This window comes from Kitasatospora sp. Root107 (genome assembly GCF_001424875.1).
Lineage (GTDB): Bacteria > Actinomycetota > Actinomycetes > Streptomycetales > Streptomycetaceae > Kitasatospora.
Genome location: NZ_LMCT01000067.1, coordinates 121,807 through 145,195, shown reverse-complemented (window position 1 = coordinate 145,195; position 23,389 = coordinate 121,807). Strand labels below are relative to the sequence as shown.

The 23,389-nt window shown below is 71.6% G+C and carries 19 protein-coding genes; 8 read left to right on the top strand and 11 right to left on the bottom strand.

Annotated features, from left to right (window positions below; genetic code table 11):
• Positions 1 to 10: 10 nt before the first annotated feature.
• The 7 genes from ASC99_RS31895 to hrcA all read right to left on the bottom strand — a co-directional run bounded on the left by ASC99_RS31895 (position 11) and on the right by hrcA (position 9,101).
• A complete protein-coding gene (locus tag ASC99_RS31895) occupies positions 11 to 1,117 on the bottom strand; it encodes a PhoH family protein (RefSeq protein WP_057238629.1) in 1,107 nt (368 codons plus the stop codon).
• Positions 1,118 to 1,285: 168 nt separating this feature from the next.
• Positions 1,286 to 2,203 (bottom strand): ribonuclease Z, encoded by a 918-nt coding sequence (locus ASC99_RS31890; RefSeq protein WP_057238626.1) that lies wholly within the window; start codon positions 2,201 to 2,203, stop codon positions 1,286 to 1,288.
• Between the two features lie 4 nt (positions 2,204 to 2,207).
• Positions 2,208 to 2,561, bottom strand: a complete 354-nt coding sequence (locus tag ASC99_RS31885; protein ID WP_057238625.1) for an HIT domain-containing protein — start codon at positions 2,559 to 2,561, stop codon at positions 2,208 to 2,210.
• 98 nt (positions 2,562 to 2,659) lie between these two features.
• Entirely contained in the window at positions 2,660 to 5,866 is a 3,207-nt protein-coding gene (locus tag ASC99_RS31880; protein ID WP_057238623.1) for a S41 family peptidase, read from the bottom strand.
• Positions 5,867 to 6,074: 208 nt separating this feature from the next.
• Complete coding sequence (locus ASC99_RS31875; protein WP_057238620.1) at positions 6,075 to 6,824, bottom strand: 16S rRNA (uracil(1498)-N(3))-methyltransferase; 750 nt, start codon at positions 6,822 to 6,824, stop codon at positions 6,075 to 6,077.
• A gap of 40 nt (positions 6,825 to 6,864) precedes the next feature.
• Positions 6,865 to 8,004, bottom strand: coding sequence for a molecular chaperone DnaJ (gene dnaJ / locus ASC99_RS31870; protein WP_057238619.1), 1,140 nt, complete (start codon positions 8,002 to 8,004; stop codon positions 6,865 to 6,867).
• Between the two features lie 65 nt (positions 8,005 to 8,069).
• Positions 8,070 to 9,101: a heat-inducible transcriptional repressor HrcA gene (gene hrcA, locus ASC99_RS31865; protein WP_057238618.1), complete on the bottom strand. Its 1,032-nt coding sequence runs from the start codon at positions 9,099 to 9,101 to the stop codon at positions 8,070 to 8,072.
• A gap of 245 nt (positions 9,102 to 9,346) precedes the next feature.
• Between hrcA and htpX the strand changes: the two genes are divergently transcribed.
• Both htpX and ASC99_RS31855 read left to right on the top strand, forming a co-directional pair.
• Positions 9,347 to 10,267: a zinc metalloprotease HtpX gene (gene htpX, locus ASC99_RS31860; protein WP_057238616.1), complete on the top strand. Its 921-nt coding sequence runs from the start codon at positions 9,347 to 9,349 to the stop codon at positions 10,265 to 10,267.
• A 15-nt stretch (positions 10,268 to 10,282) separates the two neighbouring features.
• Positions 10,283 to 10,861: a hypothetical protein gene (locus ASC99_RS31855; RefSeq protein WP_057238615.1), complete on the top strand. Its 579-nt coding sequence runs from the start codon at positions 10,283 to 10,285 to the stop codon at positions 10,859 to 10,861.
• Positions 10,862 to 10,871: 10 nt separating this feature from the next.
• On the opposite strand, the gene ASC99_RS31850 is transcribed toward ASC99_RS31855, so the two are convergent.
• Positions 10,872 to 11,567, bottom strand: coding sequence for a hypothetical protein (locus ASC99_RS31850; RefSeq protein ID WP_057241193.1), 696 nt, complete (start codon positions 11,565 to 11,567; stop codon positions 10,872 to 10,874).
• Between the two features lie 125 nt (positions 11,568 to 11,692).
• Between ASC99_RS31850 and ASC99_RS31845 the strand changes: the two genes are divergently transcribed.
• Positions 11,693 to 12,517, top strand: coding sequence for a DUF3097 domain-containing protein (locus ASC99_RS31845; protein ID WP_057238612.1), 825 nt, complete (start codon positions 11,693 to 11,695; stop codon positions 12,515 to 12,517).
• A gap of 6 nt (positions 12,518 to 12,523) precedes the next feature.
• On the opposite strand, the gene hemW is transcribed toward ASC99_RS31845, so the two are convergent.
• Positions 12,524 to 13,753, bottom strand: coding sequence for a radical SAM family heme chaperone HemW (hemW, locus tag ASC99_RS31840; RefSeq protein ID WP_057238611.1), 1,230 nt, complete (start codon positions 13,751 to 13,753; stop codon positions 12,524 to 12,526).
• A gap of 49 nt (positions 13,754 to 13,802) precedes the next feature.
• On the bottom strand, positions 13,803 to 15,698 hold the full coding sequence (locus tag ASC99_RS31835; RefSeq protein ID WP_057238610.1) for a long-chain fatty acid--CoA ligase: 1,896 nt from the start codon (positions 15,696 to 15,698) through the stop codon (positions 13,803 to 13,805).
• 281 nt (positions 15,699 to 15,979) lie between these two features.
• On the opposite strand from ASC99_RS31835, the gene ASC99_RS31830 reads away from it, so the two are divergent.
• Both ASC99_RS31830 and ASC99_RS31825 read left to right on the top strand, forming a co-directional pair.
• Positions 15,980 to 17,713, top strand: coding sequence for an ABC transporter ATP-binding protein (locus tag ASC99_RS31830; protein ID WP_057238608.1), 1,734 nt, complete (start codon positions 15,980 to 15,982; stop codon positions 17,711 to 17,713).
• On the top strand, positions 17,710 to 19,707 hold the full coding sequence (locus tag ASC99_RS31825) for an ABC transporter ATP-binding protein (protein ID WP_057238606.1): 1,998 nt from the start codon (positions 17,710 to 17,712) through the stop codon (positions 19,705 to 19,707). The genes ASC99_RS31830 and ASC99_RS31825 overlap by 4 nt, the downstream gene beginning before the upstream one ends.
• A 104-nt stretch (positions 19,708 to 19,811) precedes the next feature.
• Here the strand turns inward: ASC99_RS31825 and ASC99_RS31820 are convergent, their stop codons facing one another.
• Positions 19,812 to 20,756 (bottom strand): EamA family transporter, encoded by a 945-nt coding sequence (locus tag ASC99_RS31820; RefSeq protein ID WP_057238604.1) that lies wholly within the window; start codon positions 20,754 to 20,756, stop codon positions 19,812 to 19,814.
• Positions 20,757 to 20,829: 73 nt separating this feature from the next.
• Between ASC99_RS31820 and ASC99_RS31815 the strand changes: the two genes are divergently transcribed.
• Genes ASC99_RS31815 through ASC99_RS31805 form a run of 3 tightly spaced genes read left to right on the top strand, consistent with a single transcriptional unit; the run spans position 20,830 to position 23,380 of the window.
• A complete protein-coding gene (locus ASC99_RS31815; protein WP_057238603.1) occupies positions 20,830 to 21,333 on the top strand; it encodes a MarR family winged helix-turn-helix transcriptional regulator in 504 nt (167 codons plus the stop codon).
• Positions 21,334 to 21,351: 18 nt separating this feature from the next.
• Positions 21,352 to 22,251, top strand: coding sequence for an RNA polymerase sigma factor SigJ (gene sigJ, locus ASC99_RS31810; protein WP_235502867.1), 900 nt, complete (start codon positions 21,352 to 21,354; stop codon positions 22,249 to 22,251).
• 55 nt (positions 22,252 to 22,306) lie between these two features.
• Positions 22,307 to 23,380 carry an NAD(P)/FAD-dependent oxidoreductase gene (locus ASC99_RS31805; protein ID WP_057238602.1) on the top strand — a complete coding sequence of 358 codons (1,074 nt, stop codon included), beginning with the start codon at positions 22,307 to 22,309 and terminating at the stop codon, positions 23,378 to 23,380.
• Positions 23,381 to 23,389: the final 9 nt, after the last annotated feature.

The following is a 23,389-nucleotide window of genomic DNA, read 5'->3' as shown; positions in this document are numbered from 1 at the left end:
GGGTCGGTACTCAGCTTTCGGTGCGATGGGACTGGCGGGGGGCACGGGCGCCCTTCCGCTGAACTGGCTTACGGGGTACGGCGGGTGCGTCGGGCTCCTGCAGGGCGTCCCAGCGCTCGTAGGCGTCGACGATCCGGCCGACCAGCTTGTGCCGGACCACGTCGGTGCTGGTGAGCACGGAGAAGTGGATGTCCGGGACGTCCATCAGGATCTCCTGGACCACCTTGAGGCCGGAGCGGGTGCCACTCGGCAGGTCGATCTGGGTGGTGTCACCGGTGACCACGACGCGGGAGTTGAAGCCCAGCCGGGTGAGGAACATCTTGATCTGCTCGGGCGAGGTGTTCTGCGCCTCGTCCAGGATGATGAAGGCGTCGTTCAGGGTCCGGCCGCGCATGTACGCGAGCGGGGCGACCTCGATGGTGCCCGCGGCCATCAGCCGGGGGATCGAGTCCGGGTCGATCATGTCGTGCAGCGCGTCGTAGAGCGGGCGCAGGTACGGGTCGATCTTCTCGAAGAGCGTGCCGGGCAGGAAGCCCAGCCGCTCCCCCGCCTCGACGGCCGGCCGGGTCAGGATGATCCGGTTGACCTCCTTGGCCTGCAGGGCCTGGACGGCCTTGGCCATCGCCAGGTAGGTCTTGCCGGTACCGGCGGGGCCGAGGCCGAAGGTGATGGTGTGCTTGTCGATCGCCTCGACGTAGCGCTGCTGGTTGAGGGTCTTGGGGCGGATGGTGCGGCCCCGGTTGGACAGGATGTTCGCGGTGAAGACCTCGGACGGTGCCGGGTGGTCCGGGTTGTCGGCGGCGCTCCTGAGCATGGCGATGGAGCGCTCCACGGCGTCCTCCGTCAGGGGTTGGCCGGTGCGCAGCACCAGCATCATCTCGTTGAACAGCTCCTGGACCAGAGCGACCTCGGTACGGGATCCGGTGGCGGTCACCTCGTTGCCGCGGACGTGGATGTCTGCGGTCGGGAACCCCTCCTCGATCACCCGGAGCAGAGAGTCGGTCGCACCGAGCAGGGTGACCATCGGGTGCTTCTCCGGAATGGTGAACCTGGCGGTGGCGGCGTCCCCGTCGGGACGCGGCTGTCCATTGGTACGGGTCTGCGGTGTCTCAGTCATGGGTCGGCGCTGTGGCCTGCCTCATCCCGTTCGTCTCGGGTGCCGCTCGGTCTTTCCGCGGTCACCAGGGTACGCCGCGCGGTGGACCGTTGCGGCGGTGCGGCCCGCCGCCGAGGCGACGGAGTTCGATGGTCCGGGAGTTGTCCGCGTGATGCGAGTGGTTTTCGCTCAGAGCCGGGCCGGAACCGCGACCCGAGCCAGGTCCTCGGCCACCACCAGCTCGCCGTCGAAGTACTTCCGGGCCTCGATCAGGTGCCCGCTCAGGTCCGGGTAGCGCTGCGAGAAGTGGGTCAGCACCAGGGTGCGCACCCCCGCCTCGGCGGCGGCCCTGGCGGCCTGGCCCGCTGTCAGGTGACCGTGGTCCTCGGCGAGCTGGGCCTCGCTCTCCAGGAAGGTCGCCTCGATCACCAGCAGGTCGGCGCCCTCGGCCAGTTCACCGACGCCGTCGCAGAGCCGGGTGTCCATCACGAAGGCGAACCGCTGCCCCCGGCGGACCTCGCTCACCTCGGCCAGCGTGACGGTCCGTCCGGCCAGCTCGATCCTGCCCTCCCGCTGGAGCTGCCCGACGGCCGGGCCGCGCAGCCCGAACTCGGCCAGCTTCGCGGGCAGCAGCCGGGTCGAGTCGGGCTCGGTGAGCCGGTACCCGAAGGAGTCCACCGGGTGCGAGAGCCGGACCGCCGCCAGCTCGAACGGGGCGCCGGGCGCAGACAGCGGGCCCGGTTCCTCGATCGGGTGCGGGCGCAGCTCGGCGGTCTCGTGGAAGGCGGTGGCCTGCCGGAGCCGGTCGAAGAACATCTGGCCGCTGGCCGGGTAGTAGGCGTCCACCGGATGCGGGACCCGGTCCAGGTTGATCCGCTGGATCACCCCGGCGAGGCCGAGCGAGTGGTCACCGTGGAAGTGGGTGACCGCGATCCGGGTCAGCTGGGTGGCCGAGATCCCGGCGTGCAGCATCTGACGCTGCGTCCCCTCGCCGGGGTCGAAGAGCAGGCCCTCGCCGTCCCAGCGGAGCAGGTAGCCGTTGTGGTTCCGGTGCCGGGTGGGCACCTGGCTGGCGGTGCCGAGGACGACGAGCTCACGCTGTGACACCGGATCAGACCATGCCCTCGCGCAGCGGCTTGCCGCCGAGCACGTGCACATGGGCGTGGAAGATGGTCTGCCCCGCCTTGGCACCGGTGTTGAAGATCAGCCGGTAGTCCTCGAGACCCTCGCCCTTCGCCACCGCACCGGCCTCGGTGAGCAGTTCGGCGGCGATCGCGGGCTCGGCGGCGGCCAGCTCGGCGGCGTTCGGGTAGTGCACGTGCGGGATCACCAGGATGTGGGTCGGCGCCTGCGGGTGGATGTCCCGGAAGGCCAGCGTCCGCTCGCTCTTCCGGACCACCGTCGCGGGGATCTCGCCCGCCAGGATCTTGCAGAACAGGCAGTCGGACTGCGACTCGCCGGCCATTTCGCTCTCCTTCTCGCGGTGATCGTCACTACCCGCCGCAGCCTAACCGAGACGGTCTATCAGGGGGCGGCCCGGCGCCGGGCCGCCCCCTGACGGCCTTACAGCTCCGGCCCGGTGAGCTCCGGCCCGGTGACCGCCGGGGTCTCGGCCAGCGCGGCCAGCGCGATCCGGACTCCCTCGGCGAGCTGCGGGTCCTCGCCGTTGGCCCACTGATGCGGGGCGATCACCACCTCGACGTCCGGGTCGATGCCGTGGTTCTCCACGCCCCAGTCGTAACCCTCCAGCCAGAAGGCGTACTTGGGCTGGGTGACGCCGGTGCCGTCGACCAGGCTGTACTTGCCGTCGATCCCGACCACGCCGCCCCAGGTCCTGGTGCCGACCACCGGGCCGATCTTCAGGGCCTGGATGGCGGCGTTCACGATGTCACCGTCCGAGCCGGCGAACTCGTCGGCCAGCGCGACCACCGGGCCGCGCGGGGCGTCCGCCGGGTACGGGGCGGCGCCGTCCAGGTCGCGGCCCACGTCCCAGCCGACGATCTTCCGGCTGAGCTTCTCGATGATCAGCTGCGAGGTGTGGCCGCCCCGGTTCTCCCGGAGGTCGACCAGCACGCCCTCCTTCGACATCTCGACCCGCAGGTCACGGTGCAGCTGGGCCCAGCCGACGCTCTGCATGTCCGGGATGTGCAGGTACCCGAGCCGCCCGGCGGACAGCTCCCGGACGGCCGCCCGGCGCCCGGCCACCCAGTCGTGGTAGCGCAGCGCCTCCTCGTCGGCCAGCGGCACGATCACCGGGTGGCGCTCCGCGCCGTCCTTGCCCGCGACGGTCAGCTCGACCGGCTGGCCGGCCGTGCCCGCGAGCAGCGGGGCCGGACCGGTCACCGGGTCAACCGGGCGGCCGTTCACCGCCAGGACCGCGTCCCCGGCCCGGACCGCCGCACCGGGCGCGGCCAGCGGCGAGCGGGCCCGCGGGTCGGAGGACTCGCCGGGCAGCACCCGGGCCACCCGCCAGACCTCGCCGTCCCGCACCAGGTCGGCGCCGAGCAGGCCCTGCCGACGCGCCGCCTCGGTGCCCCGCCCGGGCGGCATCACGTACGCGTGCGAGGTGCCCAGCTCGCCGACCGTCTCCCAGAGCACGTCGACCAGGTCGTCGTGGGTGCCCGCGCGGTCCACCAGCGGCCGGTACCTGGCCAGCGCACCGGCCCAGTCGAAGCCGCCGAGGTCGGCCCGCCAGAAGTTGTCCCGCATCAGGCGGCCGTTCTCGTCGAACATCTGCCGCCACTCGGCGGTCGGGTCCACGACCGCCCTGATCCGGTCCAGATCGACCGTCAGATCGTCGTCGTCACCGGCCTTGTGGTCCGCCGGGAGAACGCGCAGACCGCCCTCGTCGAAGACCGCGATCCGGCTGCCGTCGCCGCTGACCCGGAAGTCGTCCAGCGCCTCGACCAGTTGCTCGACCTTGAGCTTCTTGAAGTCGAACCGCTCCAGCGCCGGGCGCGGGTGCTCGTCCTCCAGCGAGGCGGCGTTGTCACCGAGCATGCCGAACAGCGGGTGCCTGGTCCACAGCACGCCGTCCTTGGCCGCCCGCAGGCTGCCGAACTGCCCGCCCTCGACCGGGAACGGGATGATCCGGTCGGCGATCCCGTCCAGGTCCACCCGGGTCTCCGGGGCGGTGGGCTCCTCCGCCGCGTCCTCGTCCTTCTTCTTCGGCTCCTCGTCCTCGCCGCCGAGCGAGCGACCGGCCCGCTGCGGGCCGAACGGTGACGGGGTGTCGGCCGCCAGCGTGATCAGGAACGGCCGGGCGCCGGTCGGGAAGGACAGGTCGAAGACGTGCGCGTCGTAGACCGGGTCGAAGTTGCGCACCGACAGGAAGGCCAGGTGCTTGCCGTCCGCCGTGAAGGCGGGCGAGTAGTCCAGGAAGCGCTGCGGGGTGGCCTCGGCGACCGTACGGTCCGTCAGGCCGGCCAGCATGATCTGGCGCAGCGACTCCGAGTTCAGGGTCGGCTGGGACCAGGCCAGCCACCGCGAGTCCGGCGAGAAGGCCAGCCCGGAGACCTCGCCGTGGCCGCTCCTGGCCAGCTGGTGCAGGGTGCCGTCGGCCAGTGTGAGCAGCAGTACCCGGCCGTCGTGCGAGGCCAGCGCCAGCGTTCCGCCGTCCGGCGAGACGGCCAGGCCGAGCACCCGGCCGAGCTGCCCTGCGGCCAGTCGGCGGCGCTCGGTGCCGAGCACGGCGGGGGCGTACTCCACCGCGTCGTCGCCCTCGGCGTCGGTGATCCACACCGCACCCTGCGCACCGTCCTGACCAGGCACGATCCGGGCCAGCCGGTGGCGGACGCCCGGGGTCTCGGCGAGCACCCGGGCCGGGCCCTCCTGGTGGGTCAGCCAGTGCACGCTGCCGCGCACCACCACGGCGCTGGCCCGGCCGGTCCGGTCCGGCGAGACGGTCTCCAGCTGGCCGGTGGCCGAGGTCGGCCGGGGCTGACGGCCCGTCCGGGGGCCCGCGAGCATGATCTCCAGCCGGCGCGGCTCGGCGCCCGCCAGGTCGTCCAGGATCCACAGGTCGCCGGCGCTGTGCCAGACGATCCGGGTGCCGTCGGTGGTGGCGTTCCTGGCGTAGAACTCCCCGCTGCTGTGCCGCCGCAGGTCGGTGCCGTCCGGGAGGCTGGAGTACAGCTGCCCGATGCCCTCGTGGTCGGAGAGGAAGGCGATCCGGCCGCCGACCCAGAGCGGCGAGTCGATGTTGCCGTCAAGCCCGGCGTGCACCCGCTCGAACTCGCGCTCGCCGATCCACAACTTGCCCGCTGTGCCACCCCGGTAGCGCTTCCAGTACGCGGGCTCGGTGCCCAGCGGGGCGAGCAGCAGCGTGCGGTCGCCGTCCGGCTCCTGCGCCAGGCCGCCGATCGGCCCGTACGGCAGCCTGGTCGGCTCGCCGCCGTCCAGCGGGACGGCGAACGCCCAGCTGCGGCGCGGGGTCGCCTGCCCGGCGCTGGAGACCGCGACCGGGCGGCCGTCCTCGGTCCAGCCCCGCAGCCTGGTCTTCGGCGCGCCCCAGTACGTCAGCCGGCGGGCCTGGCCGCCGTCGGTGGGCGCCACGTGGATCTCCGGCGCACCGTCCCGGGTCGAGGTCCAGGCGACGTGCCGCCCGTCCGGCGCGAACCTCGGGTGACTGACCGGCACCTGATCGGCCGTCAGCCGCCAGGCCCGTCCGCCGTCCAGCGGCGCGAGCCAGATGTCGTCCTCGGCGACGAAGGTCACCAGGTCGCCGTGCAGGTGGGGATGGCGCAGATACGCGCTCGCAGAGGTGGTCACTGCGTCACTTTATGCAGCGCGGGCGCTTCCGCACACGGGTTAGTTGCACTATCCAGGGGCTCGAGGAACGGCGACGGTTCGTGGCTGGCGGGTATCACTGCGAAAGTGCCTGACCATGTCCGCAGGTGCAACGCTCCGGAGGTCGGCGTCGCCCACGCGGCGGAGCCGCACATCAGCAGAGCCCCGAGCCCCTGGCGTGTGCCACTACCTATGTCCAGCGGTTGGTGCGTCCAAGGAGCAGGGCCCCCGCCGCCACGCCCGCCGTGGAGGTGCGCAGCACGGAGGGACCGAGCCGGTGCGGGGCGGCCCCCGCTTCGGCGAAGGCCGCGAGTTCGTCCGGGGAGACCCCGCCCTCGGGGCCGACGATCAGGATCAGGTCGCCGGTCTCGGGCAGCGGTGCGGTGGCGAGCGGGGCGGAGCCCTCCTCGTGCAGCACGGCGGCGAAGGCCGCCGAGGCCAGCACCGGGGCGAGCTGACGCGTCGTCATCAGCTCCCGGATCTCCGGGAAGCGCAGGCGGCGGGACTGCTTGCCCGCCTCCCGGGCGGTGGCCCGCCACTTGGCGAGCGCCTTGGCGCCCCGGTCGCCCTTCCACTGGGTGATGCAGCGGGAGGCGGCCCAGGGGATCACCACGTCGACCCCGACCTCGGTCATGGTCTCCACCGCGAGCTCGCCGCGGTCGCCCTTGGGGAGGGCCTGCACGACGATGATCCGGGGTGTGGGGGCGGGCTCCTGACGGACGCTCAGCACGGTGACGTCCAGCGCGTCCTTGCCGTGCACGGCCGCCACGGTGCCCTCGACGCCGAGGCCGAGGCCGTCCGCCAGGGTGAGGGCCTCGCCCGGCTCCAGCCGCTTCACGGCGGCCGCATGCCGCCCCTCGGGCCCGTCCAGCCGGACCACACCGCCGGGGGCGATCCCGGCGAGACGGTCGGTCTCCACGACGAACACGGGGGCGGTCATGCGCTTGCCTTACCTTCGTACTTTCCTGAACCGGACCGGCTCAGCGGCCGTTGAACGCGTCCTTCAGACGGGAGAACAGACCCTGCTGCCCCGGTGCGAAGGTCCCGGAGGGCCGCTCCTCACCGCGCAGCACCGCGAGGCGGCGGAGCAGGTCCTCCATCTCGGGGTCGAGCTTGGTGGGCGTCTGCACCTCGACATGCACTATCAGGTCGCCACGCCCGCCGCCGCGCAGATGCGTGATGCCCCGGCCGTGCAGCGGGATCGACTGGCCGGACTGGGTGCCGGGCCGGATGTCGACCTCCTCCAGGCCGTCCAGGGTCTGCAGCGGCACCTGGGTGCCGAGCGAGGCCGCGGTCATCGGGATGGTGACCGTGCAGTGCAGGTCGTCCCCGCGCCGCTGGAAGGTCGGGTGGTTGGTCTCGGCGATCTCCACGTACAGGTCGCCGGCGGGGCCGCCGCCGGGGCCGACCTCGCCCTCGCCCGCGAGCTGGATCCGGGTGCCGTTGTCGACACCCGCCGGGATCTTCACCGTCAGGGTGCGACGGGCCCGGACCCGGCCGTCGCCCGCGCACTCGGGGCACGGGGTCGGGACCACGGTGCCGAAACCCTGGCACTGCGGGCAGGGCCGCGAGGTCATGACCTGGCCCAGGAAGGACCGGGTGACCTGGGAGACCTCGCCCTTGCCGCGGCACATGTCACAGGTCTGCGCCGAGGTGCCGGGGGCCGCGCCCTCGCCGGAGCAGGTGGTACAGGTGACGGCGGTGTCCACCTGGAGTTCCTTGGTGGTGCCGAACGCGGCCTCCTCCAGGGTGATCTCCAGCCGGATCATCGCGTCCTGGCCGCGCCTGGTGCGCGAGCGCGGGCCGCGCTGACCGGAGGCCGCGCCGAAGAACGCGTCCATGATGTCGGAGAAGCCGAAGCCCGCCGCGCCCGCGCCGAAGCCGCCCGCACCGCCACCGTTGGGCGACAGGGGGTCGCCGCCGAGGTCGTAGACCTGGCGCTTGGCCGGGTCGGACAACACCTCGTAGGCGGCGTTGATCTCCTTGAACCGCTCCTGCGTCTTCGGGTCCGGGTTGACGTCCGGGTGCAGTTCGCGGGCAAGGCGTCGGAACGCCTTCTTGATCTCGTCCTGCCCCGCATCCCGTCGGACGCCGAGTACCGCGTAGTAGTCCGTGGCCACCAAATGCTCCGCTTGTTCCGCCTCTAGAAGTGCTGCGACTGGTCTGACAGTGCTCTGTTACTCGGTTAGGACTCGGCCAGGATCTGACCCACGTACCGTGCCACCGCTCGCACCGCCCCCATTGTGCCCGGGTAGTCCATCCGGGTCGGTCCGATCACGCCCAGCTTCGCGACACTCTGATCGCCCGAACCGTAGCCGACCGAGACGACAGAGGTGGAATTGAGCCCCTCGTAGGCGTTCTCGTGACCGATCCGGACCGTCATCCCCGCGTCCGCCGTCTCACCCAGGAGACGGAGCAGGACGACCTGCTCCTCCAGGGCCTCCAGCACCGGCTGGATGGTGAGCGGGAAGTCGTGGCCGAAGCGGGTCAGGTTGGCCGTACCGGCCAGCATGATCCGCTCCTCGTTCTGCTCGGCCAGGGTCTCGAAGAGGGTGGCCAGCACGGTGCTGACGGTGGGCCGGTCGGCGGGCTCGAAAGCCGCCGGCAGGTCCTCCAGCAGACCGGGCACCTCGGGCAGCGGCCGACCGACCGCCTGGGTGTTGAGCTTGGCCCGCAGGTCGGCCAGCACCGTCTCGCCGACCGTCCCGGGGCAGTCGACCATCCGCTGCTCGACCCGGCCGGTGTTGGTGATCAGGACCAGCATCACCTTGGCCGGAGCCAGCGCCACCAGCTCGACGTGACGCACCGTCGAACGGGACAGCGAGGGGTACTGGACCACCGCGACCTGGCGGGTCAGCTGCGCGAGCAGCCGGACCGTACGGGCCACCGTGTCGTCCAGGTCGACCGCGCCGTCCAGGAAGTGCCGGATCGCCCGGCGCTCGGGGGCGGTCATCGGCTTGACCTCGGCCAGCCGGTCGACGAACAGCCGGTACCCCTTGTCGGTGGGGATCCGGCCCGCACTGGTGTGCGGCTGGTGGATGTAGCCGTCCTCCTCCAGAGCCGCCATGTCATTGCGCACGGTGGCCGGGGAGACGCCGAGGTTGTGCCGCTCGACCAGGGCTTTGGAGCCGACCGGCTCCTCGGTGCCGACGTAGTCCTGGACGATCGCGCGCAGCACCGCGAGCTTGCGGTCGTCCAACGGCCGCTCGCTGTACATGGCCACGCACCTCCGTCTTCGCTTCGTCCTGACCTGATCCGTCTGACCTGATCCGTCCCCTGGCACTCAGCTGGGCAGAGTGCCAGGACAGTACCTGCCAGTGTAAGGCCCGACCTCCGCGGCAGGAACGGCGCCGCCTGGTGATCCTTCTCCCTGTCTCAGCCACCTCCCACCCGTGGCGCCCGCCGATTGCCCTCGGCAAGTGGCAGCATCGAAAGCGACAGATCAGGACATAAGGAGCAGCCATGTCGCCAGGCCAGCACTCCCGCTTCGCACCCGACCGGGGGCTGACCGGTCGGATGGTCACCACGATGTTCGTCATCGGACTGCTCTACGTCGGCTTCACCGGACTGCTGATAGTGCTGTTCCGCGGGGCCTGGCCGCTGGTCGTCCTGATCTCCGGCGGGCTGTTCGTGGCCCAGTTCTGGTTCAGCGACAAGATCACCCAGCGGGCGATGGGCGCCCACGAGGTCACCCCCGAGGAGTACCCGCAACTGCACGGCACCATCGACCGGTTGTGCGCACTGGCCGACATGCCCAAACCCCGGGTGGCGGTCACCGACACCGACATGCCGAACGCCTTCGCCACCGGCCGCAACCCCCAACGCTCCGTGGTCTGCGTCACCACCGGATTGCTCCGGCGGCTGGAGCCGGAGGAGCTGGAGGGCGTGCTCGCGCACGAGCTCTCGCACGTCGCGCACCGGGACGTGGCGGTGATGACCATCGCCGGCTTCCTCGGCGTACTGGCCGGAGCGATCACCCGGATCGCGCTGTACAGCGGCATGATGAACGGGCGCGGCCGCAGCAGCAACGACAGCAACGCGGCGCTCGCGATGATCCTGGTCCCGCTGGTCAGCATGATCGTGTACGGCGCCAGCTTCCTGCTCACCCGGCTGCTCTCCCGCTACCGCGAGCTGGCCGCCGACCGGGCCGCCGCCCAGCTCACCGGACGGCCCAGCGCACTGGCCTCCGCGCTGACCAAGGTGACCGGCCAGATCGCCGCCATCCCGAGCGAGGACCTGCGCCGGGCGCAGCCGTACAACGCCTTCTACTTCGCCCCGGCGCTGAGCGCCCGGCAGGCCGCGAGCCAGCTGATGTCCACTCACCCGTCGCTGGAGCAGCGGCTGGAGCAGCTCGGCCGGATCTCCGCCGAGCTCGGCCGCTGAGGAGCCACCGACGCCATGGGATTCCTGAACGCCCTCTTCGGCCGCAGCAAGCCGGTCAGGCCCGACCTCGACCAGCTCTTCGGCGTGCCCTCCGCCGCCCTCACCCTGGAGGCCGCCGCCGGCTTCCGCCCGACCGGCTTCGGCTCGGTCTGCTTCGCCGCCGTCGAGGGCGCCGCCTTCACCGAGGTCGCCGCCCAGATCCGGGCCCTGCTGGACGCCGACACCGAGCGGGGCGGCATCCCGGTCGAGGTCTCGCAGGACTCGTACGGCTACTCCTGGCTGCTCGCCCGGCACCCGCCCGAAGAGCTCCCCGCCCTGGTCAACGACCTGCACGCGGTGAACAGCGAACTGGAGGCGAACGGCTTCGGCCCCCAGCTGCTCTGCTCCATCGTCGGCTTCCGCAACGCGGCCGACCGCCCGCTCGGTCTGGTCTACCTCTACAAGCGCGGCACCTTCTACCCGTTCGCCCCGCTCCCCGGCGAGAAGCGCGACAACCCGCTGGAACTCCAGGTCAAGGCGATGCTCGGCAACGACCTGCGGGTGGAGCAGGACCTCACCCGCTGGTTCCCGGTCTGGGGCGCGCCGGGGCTCTGACCCCCGGGGATCAGCCCGCTGCGGCCGCGCGGTAGGCCGCCACGGCGGGGGCGAGGACCGCCTCCATGTCGGGCGACGACTTCTGTGCGACCACCTTCTGCACCATCAGGATCACGTCGCCCTCGCGTGCGAAGGCGGTCTCGGTGACGAACGGGTCGGACTGGCCGGGGTAGTCCGAGGTGATCCGGAGCACCAGGCTGTCGTCGGCCGGCACCCCGGCCGCCGCCACCGACACGACGTCCTGGACCCGGGTGCCGTCCGAGAGCGTGCTGGTGTAGGAGGCACAGCGCTGCGCGGCACCGCGGATGGCGGCCATCACCTCGGCCGCCCGGCCGGGTGCGTAGCGGTCGAGCACCTCCTGCCCGAACCAGCCCTCGTCGGCCAGGTCCGGCGGATGCCGCTCCAGGCCGACCGCCACGTCCTCCAGGGGAGGGGCGTGACGCGTCATGAAGGACTCGACGCCGAGTTCGGAGCACGGCATCTGCGCGAGGGAGACGGTGGAGGCGGGTAGGTGTGGAGCACCGGTGGTCGTCGAGTCGACCTGCGCCGACAGCAGCTCGAAACCCTCCGGGAGCCGGTCCTGCGTCAGCAGGCCGCTCCGCAGCCGATCCTGCAGCGGCACCCGGGCGGACGCCGCCACCTCCGCCGGGTGGGCGGACGAGTCGGCGGAGCAAGCCGACGTACCGAGGACCGCCAGAGCGGCCATGGCCACCACTACAGGACGTGCGCGCACCATTCTCCCACCAGATTCGTAGTCACCCGCACCCTGTCACAAGGCAGTTGGTGGCTCGTGCCCAGGTGGGCAGCTGTTCGTCTCGTAGACTCGGTGGAATGCGCAGCAGGGAGTACGGCCCGGATCTGACCCCGCCGTGGAAGCGGCAGCAGCCCGCCCCCGAGGTGGCGGCCGAGCGGGACCTGGTGGTGGAGGAGGCGGCCACCGGCTTCTGCGGGGCGGTGGTGCGCTGCGAGCGGACGGCGGAGGGGTTCACCGTCACGCTGGAGGACCGGTTCGGCAAGCACCGGGTGTTCCCGCTGGTGCCGCGCGGGTTCCTGCTGGAGGGTCAGGTCGTGACGCTGGTCCGGCCGACCGCCGCCTCCCCGACCCGTACCAAGCTGACCGCCTCCGGTTCGGTCGCGGTGCCCGGTGCCCGGGCCCGGGTGGCCCGGGAGTCGCGGATCTACGTCGAGGGCCGGCACGACGCCGAGCTGGTCGAGCGGGTCTGGGGCGACGACCTGCGGATCGAGGGCGTGGTGGTGGAGTACCTGGAGGGCATCGACGACCTGCCCGCCATCGTCGCCGAGTTCGGCCCCGGCCCGGGCCGCCGGCTGGGCGTCCTGGTCGACCACCTGCTGCCCGGCACCAAGGAACACCGGATCGCCCAGCAGGTGACCGGTTCCGAGGTCCTGATCGTCGGTCACCCCTACATCGACGTCTGGGCCGCCGTGAAGCCCAGCAGCGTCGGCATCCCCGGCTGGCCCGACGTCCCGCGCGGCGAGGAGTGGAAACTCGGCGTCTGCCGCCGCCTCGGCTGGCCCGAGGACACCCCCGCCGCCTGGAAGCGCATCCTCGCCTCGGTCGACTCCTACCGCGACCTCGACCCGGCCCTGCTGGGCCGGGTCGAGGAGCTGATCGACTTCGTCACACTGCCCGGGTAACGGCGCTCAGTCCACCAGGTCGCGGACCACGCCGTCGGCCAGCAGCCGCCCCCGCAGGGTCAGTGCGGCCCGTCCGTCGGCGTACGCGGCCTCGTCCAACAGGCCGTCGGCCAGCGCCCGTTCGGCGGCGCGCAGGCCGTCAGCGGTCAGCAACCCGAGCGGGCAGCCCTCGCGCAGGCGGAGCTCCAGCAGGATGCGTTCGACCCGGCGGTCCTCCTCGGGGAGCACCTCGCGGCCCTGCCCCGGGGTGCGCTGCTCGGCCAGCGCCTGGGCGTACGCGGCGGGGTGCTTGGCGTTCCACCAGCGGACCCCGCCGACGTGGCTGTGGGCGCCCGGGCCTGCGCCCCACCAGTCGGCGCCGGTCCAGTAGAGCTCGTTGTGGCGGCAGCGGCTGGCCTCGGAGGTGGCCCAGTTGGAGACCTCGTACCAGGAGAAGCCGGCCGCGGAGAGCGCCTCCTCGGCGATCAGGTAGCGGTCGGCGTGCACGTCGTCGTCGATCATCGGCAGCTCGCCGCGCTTGACCCGGGCGGCCAGCTTGGTGCCGTCCTCGACGATCAGCGAGTACGCCGAGACGTGGTCGGGCCCGGCGCCGATCGCGGCGTCCAGCGAGGCCCGCCAGTCGTCGTCGGACTCGCCCGGGGTGCCGTAGATCAGGTCCAGGTTGACGTGCTCGAAGCCCTCCGCGCGGGCCTCGGCGACGCAGGCCTCCGGGCGGCCGGGGGTGTGGTGCCGGTCCAGCAGCTGGAGTACGTGCGGCTTGGCGCTCTGCATCCCGAACGAGAGCCGGTTGAAACCGCCCGCGCGCAGCTCGGCCAGGTAGGCCGGGTCGACCGACTCCGGGTTGGCCTCGGTGGACACCTCGGCGCCGGGGGCCAGGCCGAACTCGTTCCGGATCGCGGCCAGTGCCTTCACCAGATCGGCGGCGGGCAGCAGGGTCGGGGTGCCGCCGCCGAGGAAGACCGTCTCGACCGGTAGGTCGACGTCCCCGAGCACCCGGCGGGCCAGCCGGATCTCGGCCACCAGGTTGTCGGCGTAGGTCTCCTGGGAGGCCACTGCACCGGAGGAGCGCAGCTCGGTCGCGGTGTAGGTGTTGAAGTCGCAGTAGCCGCAGCGGCTGGCGCAGTACGGCACGTGCAGGTAGAAACCGAACGGCCGCCCGCCGAGCCCTTCGAGGGCGGAGGCGGGCAGCGAACCGTCGGACGGCAGCGGTTCACCGTCGGGAAGTGCGGAGGGCATACACCCATTGTCCGGTACGACCCGAGTGAGCCGTACCGGACAACGATGATCACGCCTCGACGGTGCCCGCGTACATCTCGGTGACCGCGTCGGCGTAGGTCCGCTCGACCACCGGGCGCTTGATCTTCAGGCTCGGGGTCAGCTCGCCGTGCTCGATGTCCAGGTCACGCGGGAGCAGGCTGAACTTCTTGACGGTCTGCCAGCGCTGCAGCTCGCCGTTGAGGCGCTGCACGAAGCCGTCGATCAGCTGGTGCACCTCCGGGGAGGCCACCACCTCGGCGTAGGACTTGCCCGCCAGGCCGTGCTCGGCGGCCCACGGCATGATCACCGCTTCGTCCAGGCCGATCAGCGCGGTGCAGAAGTTGCGGCCGTTGCCGATCACCAGGATGTTGCTGACGAACGGGCAGACCGCCTTGAACTTGCCCTCCACCTCGCTGGGCGCGACGTACTTGCCGCCCGAGGTCTTGAACATGTCCTTCTTGCGGTCGGTGATCCGCAGGAAACCGCCGTCCAGCTCGCCGATGTCGCCGGTGTGGAACCAGCCGTCGGCCTCCAGCACCTCCTCGGTCTGCTCGGGCAGGTTGTGGTAGCCGCGCATCACGCCGGGGCCCTTGAGCAGGATCTCGCCGTCCTCGGCGATCCGGACCTCGGTGCCGGGCAGCGGCTGCCCGACGGTGCCGACCCGGAAGTCCTCCTCGCGGTTGACCGTGGAGCCCGCGCTGGTCTCGGTCAGGCCGTAGCCCTCCAGCACCGGCACACCCGCGCCGGCGAAGAAGTAGCCGATCTCGGGGGCCAGTGCGGCGCTGCCGGAGACCGCGCCGCGCATCCGGCCGCCGAAGGCCGCCCGGATCTTCGCGTAGACCAGCTTGTCGGCGATCGTGTGCTGGATCGTCAGACCGAGCGGGGCGGTGTTCTGCCCGGTGGCGATCCGGTTGGCCTGGGTGATCCGGGCGTAGTCCCGGGCCACCTTGGCGGCCCAGAGGAAGATCTTGTACTTGGCGCCGCCCGCGGCCCTGGCCTTGCCGGCGATGCCGTTGTAGACCTTCTCGAAGATCCGGGGGGCGCTGGCCATCATGGTCGGCCGGATCACCGGGAGGTTGTGGATGATCCGGTCCACCCGGCCGTCCACCGCCATCACGTGACCGGTGGCGATCTGACCCGAGATCAGGGTCTTGCCGAACACGTGCGACAGCGGCAGCCACATGAACTGCACGTCGTCCGCGCGGAGCAGACCGCTCTCCTGCTGGGCCACGCCCTCGTACGCCCAGCAGTCGTGCACCAGGCGGACGCCCTTGGGGCGGCCGGTGGTGCCCGAGGTGTATATCAAGGTGGCCAGCTGCTCGCGGTCGAGCGCCTCGACCGCCTTGGTCACCGCGTCCGGGTGCTCGGCCAGGTGCGCGGCGCCGCGCTGCTCCAGCTCGGCCAGCGAGAGCACCTCGAGGCCGCCGGTCTCCTGGTCGGCCGGTGCGGCGTCGAACAGGATCACGGTGCGCAGCTCGGGCAGCTCGGCCCGGCGGGAGACCACCTTGGCGAGCTGGGCGGCGTTCTCCGCGAACATCGCGCGGCTGGCCGAGTTCGCCAGGATGAAGGCGGTCTCCTCGGCGTTGGTGCTCGGGTAGACCGTGGTGGTCGCCGCACCGGCGCACATGTTGCCGAGGTCGGCGACGATCCAGTCGATCCGGGTGGAGGAGGAGAGCGCGACCCGGTCCTCGGGACCGATGCCGAGCGACATCAGACCGGCCGCCACCGCCGTGACCCGCTCCGCGGCCTGAGCCCAGGTCAGCGAGCGCCACTGCTCGGCGCCGGGGGCGCCGTCCGCTGCGTGCTCGTCCACGGGGACGGGGAACCGGTAGGCCTCACCATTCGGGGTGGCCTCGACGCGGCTCAGGAAGAGGTGGGCCACCGAGGGCGGACGCCGGTCGATCGTGGACTGCGCGGAACTCAACGAGGACCTCCGGGGGGCGCGGGTGGCCGAGGGTGGAGCGCGGTGGCGTGGGGGGCCTGCCTACCGGCTGTTGGTTAACCAGCGAGTAACAAGCTGGCAATCAGCAGCCTAGGGGCTCGGCGGCCGATCCGTAAGGGGGTGAAGTGAGCTGGCACCCGGGCCGCCGCGCTGTGCAAAGACAGTACAAAACCGCTAGGTCGAGCCACCGTAAACCCCCACACGGCGCGCCGGAACCCCGAAAATGAGGTGCGACTCCCCCGGCCGACAACGAAAGTGTCACGGTGCTGATCAAACTTCTGCGGGCTCATCTGGGCCCGTACTCCCGACCCATCACTCTGCTGGTGCTGCTCCAGCTCGTCTCCACCATCGCAGCGCTCTATCTGCCCGCCCTGAACGCCGACATCATCGACAACGGTGTGGTGAAGGGTGACACCGGACACATCCTGGCTCTCGGCGGGGTGATGATCGGCGTCACCGTGGTGCAGGCGATCTGCTCGGTCGCCGCCGTCTACTACGGTGCCAGGACCGCGATGGCGATCGGCCGGGACATCCGGGCCGCCGTCTTCGACCGGGTGCAGAGCTTCTCCGCCCGGGAGCTGAACTCCTTCGGCGCTCCCTCGCTGATCACCCGCACCACCAACGACGTCCAGCAGGTCCAGATGCTGGTGCTGATGGGCTTCACGCTGATGGTGGCGGCGCCGATCATGTGCTTCGGCGGCATCCTGATGGCGCTCAACCAGGACGTGCCGCTGTCCGCGCTGCTGCTGGTCGTGGTGCCGGTCCTGGGCGCCGTGGTGATCACGCTGGTGCGCCGGCTGCGGCCGCAGTTCCGCATCATGCAGACTCGGGTCGACACGGTGAACCGGGTGCTGCGCGAGCAGATCACCGGTATCCGGGTGATCCGGGCCTTCGTGAAGGACCGTCACGAACAGGATCGTTTCGCCGGTGCCAACAGCGACCTGACCGACGTCTCGCTCAAGGTCGGCCGGATGCTGTCCTTCATGTTCCCCAGCGTGATGTTCGTGGTGAACGTCTCCAGCGTCGCGGTGATCTGGTTCGGCGCGCACCGGATCGACTCCGGCGAGATGGAGATCGGCGCGCTGACCGCCTTCATCTCCTACCTGATGCAGATCCTGATGAGCGTCATGATGGCCACCTTCATGTTCATGATGGTGCCGCGCGCCGAGGTCTGCGCCGAGCGGATCCAGGAGGTGCTGGCCACCGACAGCAGCGTGGTCCCGCCCACCGACCCGGTCACCGAGCTGCTGACCCGCGGTCAGCTGGAGCTGCGCGCGGTCGAGTTCCGCTACCCGGGCGCCGAGGCCCCGGTGCTGCGCGGCATCGACCTGGTCGCCCGGCCCGGTCAGACCACCGCCGTGATCGGCTCCACCGGCAGCGGCAAGTCCACCCTGCTCGGCCTGGTGCCCCGGCTGTTCGACGCCACCGGCGGCCAGGTGCTGCTGGGCGGGGTGAACGTCCGCGAGCTCGACCCGGTGGTGATCGCCGACACGGTCGGCCTGGTCCCGCAGAAGCCGTACCTGTTCTCCGGCACGGTGGCCAGCAACCTGCGCTACGGCAAGCCGGACGCCACCGACGAGGAGCTCTGGCACGCGCTGGAGGTGGCCCAGGCCAAGGAGTTCGTCGAGCAACTGGCCGAGGGCCTGGACGCCCCGATCTCCCAGGGCGGTACGAACGTCTCGGGCGGTCAGCGCCAGCGGCTGGCGATCGCCCGCGCGCTGGTCAGCCGTCCGCAGGTGTACCTGTTCGACGACTCGTTCTCCGCGCTCGACTATGCGACCGACGCCAGACTGCGCAAGGCGCTGGCCCGGGAGACCGCCGAGGCCGCGGTGCTGATCGTGGCGCAGCGGGTCTCCACCATCCGGGAGGCCGACCGGATCGTGGTGCTGGACGAGGGCGCCGTGGTCGGCAGCGGCACCCACCACGAGCTGATGGCCGACAACCCGACATACCGGGAGATCGTGCTCTCCCAGCTCACCGAGCAGGAGGCGGCATGAGTACCTCGGACCGCGGGGCCACCCCGAAGAAGCCCCAGGTGGAGAACTCCCAGGCCGCCGCCGCCCGGCGCGGACCGGCCGGTCCCGGCCGGTTCATGGGCGGGCAGGCCACCGAGAAGTCGCTCGACTTCAAGGTCTCCTCCAAGCGCCTGCTCGGCATGCTCCGCCCCGAACGCCGGCTGCTGACCGGCGTGCTGACGCTCGGTGTGCTCAGCATCGGCCTCGCGGTGACCGGCCCCCTGGTGCTCGGCCATGCCACCGACCTGATCTTCGCGGGCGTGGTGGGCCAGCAGACCCAGGCCGGCGTGGACAAGGCCCAGGTGCTCGACAGCCTGCGGGCGAGCGGCCAGGGCGGCGTCGCCGACCTGCTCGGCGCGGTCGACTTCGTCCCCGGCCAGGGGATGGACTTCGACGCGATCGGCACCGTGCTGTTCTGGACCCTGCTGCTCTACGTCGGCTCCGCCGTGTTCGGCATCCTGCAGGGCCGGCTGGCCGCCACCGCGATCAACCGGGCGGTCTACCGGCTGCGCGAGGACGTGGAGGCCAAGCTGTCCCGGCTGCCGCTGAGTTACTTCGACCGGCAGTCCCGCGGCGAGGTGCTCAGCCGGGTCACCAACGACATCGACAACATCGGCCAGTCCATGCAGCAGACCATGGGCCAGGTGGTGAACTCACTGCTCACCATCGTCGGTGTGCTGGCGATGATGTTCTGGATCTCCCCGCTGCTCGCGGTGATCGCGCTGATCTCCGTCCCGGTCTCGGTGGTGGTCGCCACCAAGGTCGGCAAGCGGGCCCAGCCGCAGTTCATCGCCCAGTGGAAGACCACCGGCACGCTGAACGCGCACATCGAGGAGATGTACACCGGGCACGCCCTGGTGAAGGTCTTCGGCCGGCAGCAGGAGGCCGCCGAGACCTTCCGGGTGGAGAACGAGGCGCTGTACGCGTCGAGCTTCAAGGCCCAGTTCATCTCGGGCATCATCCAGCCCGCGATGATGCTGATCGGCAACCTCAACTACGTACTGGTCGCGGTGGTCGGCGGTCTGCGGGTGGCCAGCGGCGCGCTGTCCATCGGTGACGTGCAGGCGTTCATCCAGTACTCCCGGCAGTTCAGCCAGCCGCTCACCCAGGTCGCCAGCATGGCCAACCTGGTGCAGTCCGGCGTCGCCTCGGCCGAGCGGGTCTTCGAACTCCTGGACGCCCCCGAGCAGTCGGCCGAGCCGATCGCCCCCGAGCGGCCCGAGGAGCTGCGCGGCCTGGTCTCCTTCGACGGCGTCTCGTTCCGGTACGACCCGGAGAAGCCGCTGATCGACGACCTGTCCCTGAAGGTCGAGCCCGGCCACACGGTCGCCATCGTCGGCCCGACCGGCGCGGGCAAGACCACCCTGGTCAACCTGCTGATGCGGTTCTACGAGACCACCAGCGGCCGGATCACCCTGGACGGCGTGGACATCGCGGCGATGTCCCGGGAGGAACTCCGGGCAGGCATCGGCATGGTGCTCCAGGACACCTGGCTGTTCGGCGGCACCATCGCGGAGAACATCGCGTACGGGGCCGAGGGCGCGTCCCGGGAGGCCGTGGTCGAGGCGGCGAAGGCCGCGCACGTGGACCGTTTCGTACGAACCCTGCCGGACGGCTACGACACCCGGATCGACGACGAGGGCACCGGGGTCAGCGCGGGCGAGAAGCAGCTGATCACCATCGCCCGGGCCTTCCTGGCGCAGCCGTCCATCCTGGTGCTGGACGAGGCCACCTCCTCGGTGGACACCCGGACCGAGGTGCTGATCCAGCGGGCGATGGCCCGGCTGCGCAGCGGCCGCACCAGCTTCGTGATCGCGCACCGGCTCTCCACCATCCGGGACGCGGACGTGATCCTGGTGATGGAGGACGGCTCGATCGTGGAGCAGGGGTCGCACGAGGAGCTGATCGCCGCGAAGGGCGCCTACGCGCGGCTGTACGCGGCCCAGTTCACCGAGGCAGTGGCCGAGGTCGACTGACGGAGGCTCAGCTTTTTTGCAGGGCCCAAGGTTGCACTATCGAGGGGCTCGGGGAACTGCGAGGAGATCTGGCGTGCGGGTTCACCGCGAAAGTGCCTGACCACCTACGTGCGCGTGACCTTTTCCGAGGTCGGCGTCGCAGTTCCCCGAGCCCCTGATGGCTGATGCCCGGAGCGCAGCGCCCGAGCCACCGGCTTCCGTCCGCGAGTGCCCAGCGCTCCCACTGCCGTGCCGCCCAGGGCGATGGCCATGCCCAGGAGTTGAAGGGGCGTCAGGGACTGACCGAGGGCGAGCCAGCCTAGGGCGGCGGCGGAGACCGGGCTGAGCAGGCCGAGGAAGGCGACCGAGGAGGCGGGCAGCCTGCCGATGCCGCGGAACCAGAGCCAGTACGCGACGGCGGTGTTGACGACGGCGAGGTAGCCGTAGCCGAGCAGGTTGGTGCCGGTCATCGCGGGCGGCATGCCCTCGGCGAGCAACGCGACCGGGAGCAGCAGCAGCCCGCCCACCGTCAGCTGCCAGCCCGTCATGGCCAGCGGGCCGACGCCCTCGGGGCGCCCCCAGCGCTTGGTGAGGACCGTCCCCAGCGCCATGCAGGCGGCGCCCGCGAGACCGGCCAGGACGCCGACCGTGTCCAGCTGCGCGGTGGCCCTGAGTACCACCAGGGAGACCCCGAACACCCCCGCCAGGCCGGCCAGCAGCGCCCGGCCGCCGGGCCGTTCACCGAGCAGCGGGATCGCCAGGCCGGCCGCCAGCAGCGGCTGGATCGCACCCAGCACGCCCGCCACTCCCCCGGGCAGGCGGTACGCGGCGACGAAGAGCAGGGCCAGGAAGATCCCGATGTTCAGTGTCCCGAGCACGGCCACCTTCCACCACCAGGCGCCCTTCGGGAGCCGCCGGGCGGCGGCCAGCAGGACCAGCCCGGCGGGCAGCGCGCGCAGGGTGGCGGTGAGCAGCGGACGGTCGGCCGGCAGGTACTCGGTGGTGACCAGATAGGTGGTGCCCCAGGCGAGCGGGGCGAGGGCGGTCAGACCAAGGGTGGCAGGAGGCATGGAGATAACTTAGCACTAAGCTACTTTCTGGCAAGCTACTTCTGGGCAAGCCACTCTGTGCCAGACTTTCCCCATGGACAGCACCCCTCGCCCCGACGCCGTGGACGCCATCACCGGCCAGTGGAACGAGGTCCGCCCCGACCTCCCCACCGAGGCGATGGCCGTCTTCGGCCGGATCTTCCGGATCTCCCGCACCATGACCGACCGGCTCGGTCAGGCCCATGCGGCACACGGCATCGCCAAGGGCGAGTTCGACGTGATCGGCACCCTGCGCCGCTCCGGCGCCCCGTACACGCTCTCGCCCCGTGAGCTGACGGCCACTCTGATGCTCACCACCGGCGGGATGACCGGGCGGCTGGACAAGCTGGAGCGGGCCGGCCTGATCACCCGCTCCCCCGACCCGCACGACCGCCGGGGCCTGCGGATCACCCTCACCCCGGAGGGGCTGGCGCTGGTGGACCGCGCCGTCGACCCCGGGGTGGCGATCTACGAGGAGACGCTCGCCGTGCTCTCCCCCGAGGAGCGGGCCACCCTGGACGACCTGCTGCGGCGTCTGCTGGCATCGGCCACGCACTGATCGGGTACGGTTCCGGTCGTGATTGACGACGCATCAGGGGTGGATGTCTTCGAGTCGCTGCGGCGCTACCTGGGCTCGGTGGCCTACCGGCTGCTCGGTTCGGTGACCGACGCCGAGGACGTGCTGCAGGAGGCGTGGCTGCGCTGGCGCTCCACCGAGCGGAGCACGGTCGACGAGCCGCGTGCGTACCTGACCACCGTCGTCACCCGGCTCTGCTACGACCAGCTGGGCTCGGCCCGGGTGCGCCGCGAGGCGTACTACGGCGAATGGCTGCCCGAGCCGCTGGTCGCCGAGGAGAGCACCCCCGACCGGATCGCCGAGCTCGGCGACGAGGTGTCGATCGCGCTGCTCGCGGTGCTGGAGGAGCTCACCCCGGCCGAGCGGACCGCCTTCGTGCTGCACGACGTGTTCGCGGTCGGCTTCGAGGAGATCGCCTGCTCGCTGGACCGCACCCCGGACGCCGCCCGGCAGTTGGCCTCCCGGGCCCGCCGCCGGGTCCGCGAGCGCGGCCACCGGGGCCGGGTCGATCCGGCGGCGCACCGCCAGGTGGTGCACGCCTTCGCGGCGGCCGCCGCCGAGGGCGACATCCAGGGGCTGCTCGCCGTGCTGGACCCGGACGTGGTCTGGCACTCCGACGGCGGCGGCGTGGTCACGGCCGGCGCCCGCGCGGTACTCGGCGCCGACAAGGTCTCCCGCCTGGTGCGCGGCCTGACCACCAAGTGGCTCGGCCCGGACAGCGGCTACTTCACCAGCCCCGTCCTGGTGAACGGCGAAGCGGGCCTGGCCTGGCACGACGCCGAGGGCCGGATCGCCGGTGTGCTGGCCTTCCAGGTGACCGACGGGCGGATCACCGCGGCGTACGTGGCGCTCAATCCGGAGAAGCTGACCCATGTGACCCAGCTCACTGTCACAAGCTGACCGGCTGCGTCGTCCACCTTCCGAAAGCAGCACACACGCTTCGCAGGAGGACGAGATGACCGGTCAGCAGCAGCACATCGTCGTGATCGGCGCCGGCTACGCGGGCCTGGCGGCGGCCACCCGGATCGGCAAGCAGCACCGGGTCACCCTGGTCGCGCCGGAGAGCCGGTTCCTGCACCGGGTCCGCCAGCACGAGGCCGCGGCCGGGCTGCCCGAGCACCGTCCGGCCCTGGCCGAGGTGGTGCGGGGCCGTCAGGTGACCCACCGCCAGGCCCGGGTCACCGAGATCGACCTGGCCGGGCACAAGGTCTTCCTGGACTCCGGCGAGGCGCTGAGCTACGACACCCTGGTGTACGCGCTGGGCAGCCGCACCGCGCTGCACGGCATCCCCGGCGCGGCCGAGCACGCCTACCCCGCCGAGCGGGCTGCCGAACTGGCCGAGCGGATGCGCACCGCCGCGAAGCCCGGCACCGTCGCGGTGGTCGGCGGCGGCCCGACCGGTATCGAGATGGCCGCCGAGCTGGCCGAGGCGCACCCCGCCTGGCAGGTCCGGATCGTGGCGGCCGGCCAGGTCGGCGGTTGGCTCTCGGCCAAGGGCCAGGCCCACATCCGGAAGGTGTTCGGGCGTCTCGGGGTCCAGGTGCACGACCAGTCGGCCGTCACCGCCGTGACCGAGGCCGGGCTCCGTACCGACCAGGGCACCATCGACGCCGACCTGGTCGGCTGGGCCGCCTCGATGGAACCGCGCGAGCTGGCCGCCGAGGCCGGGCTGACCGTCACCCCCGACGGCCGCGCGGTGGTGGACGGCCACCTGCGCTCGGTCAGCCACCCCGACGTGTACGTGATCGGCGACGCGGCCCAGGTCGTGGTCGAGGGCGTCGGCGAGCTGCGGATGAGCTGCGCCACCGCCCAGCCGATGGGCCTCTACCTGGGCAAGCTGCTCACCGGGAAGACCGACAAGCCGTTCCACTACGGCTACGTGGTGCACTGCCTGAGCCTGGGCCGCAAGGACGGCCTGGTCCAGATGGTCCGCAAGGACGACTCGATGAAGCCGAGCGCCCTGACCGGGACCGCAGCGCGGCTGGTGAAGAGCCTCATCGTCACCGGCGTCCTGTGGCAGCTGCGCTGACGGTACGCC

Excerpts from the sequence above, each read along its gene's own strand:
- ASC99_RS31875 (WP_057238620.1), bottom strand. The coding sequence starts at position 6,824 with ATGACCGCCCCCGTGTTCGTCGTGGAGACCGACCGTCTCGCCGGGATC.
- ASC99_RS31820 (WP_057238604.1), bottom strand. The coding sequence starts at position 20,756 with ATGCCTCCTGCCACCCTTGGTCTGACCGCCCTCGCCCCGCTCGCCTGG.
- ASC99_RS31825 (WP_057238606.1), top strand. The coding sequence starts at position 17,710 with ATGAGTACCTCGGACCGCGGGGCCACCCCGAAGAAGCCCCAGGTGGAG.
- ASC99_RS31895 (WP_057238629.1), bottom strand. The coding sequence starts at position 1,117 with ATGACTGAGACACCGCAGACCCGTACCAATGGACAGCCGCGTCCCGAC.
- ASC99_RS31885 (WP_057238625.1), bottom strand. The coding sequence starts at position 2,561 with ATGGCCGGCGAGTCGCAGTCCGACTGCCTGTTCTGCAAGATCCTGGCG.
- hemW (WP_057238611.1), bottom strand. The coding sequence starts at position 13,753 with ATGCCCTCCGCACTTCCCGACGGTGAACCGCTGCCGTCCGACGGTTCG.
- ASC99_RS31805 (WP_057238602.1), top strand. The coding sequence starts at position 22,307 with ATGACCGGTCAGCAGCAGCACATCGTCGTGATCGGCGCCGGCTACGCG.
- ASC99_RS31815 (WP_057238603.1), top strand. The coding sequence starts at position 20,830 with ATGGACAGCACCCCTCGCCCCGACGCCGTGGACGCCATCACCGGCCAG.
- ASC99_RS31850 (WP_057241193.1), bottom strand. The coding sequence starts at position 11,567 with ATGGCCGCTCTGGCGGTCCTCGGTACGTCGGCTTGCTCCGCCGACTCG.
- ASC99_RS31845 (WP_057238612.1), top strand. The coding sequence starts at position 11,693 with ATGCGCAGCAGGGAGTACGGCCCGGATCTGACCCCGCCGTGGAAGCGG.
- ASC99_RS31855 (WP_057238615.1), top strand. The coding sequence starts at position 10,283 with ATGGGATTCCTGAACGCCCTCTTCGGCCGCAGCAAGCCGGTCAGGCCC.
- hrcA (WP_057238618.1), bottom strand. The coding sequence starts at position 9,101 with ATGTACAGCGAGCGGCCGTTGGACGACCGCAAGCTCGCGGTGCTGCGC.
- htpX (WP_057238616.1), top strand. The coding sequence starts at position 9,347 with ATGTCGCCAGGCCAGCACTCCCGCTTCGCACCCGACCGGGGGCTGACC.